Below are 704 nucleotides of genomic sequence, written 5' to 3' on the forward strand. Positions count from 1 at the left end.
TGTCCGAATGCCAGAAACGTCGCAATCGACGGATTGCCAAGATCCGTGCTCGTGTTGAACACCCATTTGCGAGCTTGGCACAGATGGGTGGCAAAGCCCTCCGCTGCATTGGGTTGGCACGCGCCACGTTGAACCTGCACTGGAAGATTGCGGGGTACAACTTGCGACGCTTGTGCTATCTGAAGGTCGCTGGCGTGGTGGCCTTCTGATGCCAGGAATCCGTCTGGATTGGCTGGAAATGGCCAATTTGGGCGGAAAAGGGATGCAAGAAGAGTGACAAGTTCCGGAACGGGCTGTCTGAAGGCACCTCAAGGTCGACTTACGCCGCTGTAATGTCAAAAAGCCGGGTTATTCGAGGCGCCCAGAAGCAGAACCAACATGCAGAAGCGGGCTTCAACGCGCTTACAGCAAGCCGCGATGGTGTTTATGAAGACTGCCCTTACTGGCATTTGTTTTTGTTTCGAGAAACTTCAAATACTTCGGGTCATCTTCCATAAAAAGATCAGCGCTACCACCCAAATAGGCTTTAGCTAGTTCGTCGGCTGCGTTTTCGAATATACTTCCTTCATAGGGCGGAGGCGGATTTAAAAACGAACCTGACGGATTCAATACCAGCGGGAGAGAGCGGTGAGCGGCGGTAGGATGCGCTCCCCTTTTCCCGCCAGGAAATTGAAGACCGATGACCTACACGCAACTCACCCAAG

1 protein-coding gene is annotated in these 704 nt (G+C 53.1%); it reads left to right on the forward strand.

From position 1 onward, the window contains the following. Positions 1–209 (forward strand): transposase (locus tag CSQ89_RS21785; protein WP_143747144.1); only part of this gene is annotated, 209 nt, incomplete at its 5' end. Between the last annotated feature and the right edge of the window lie 495 nt (positions 210–704).

This window comes from Chitinimonas sp. BJB300, from assembly GCF_002735695.1.
Classification (GTDB): Bacteria; Pseudomonadota; Gammaproteobacteria; order Burkholderiales; family Chitinimonadaceae; genus Chitinimonas.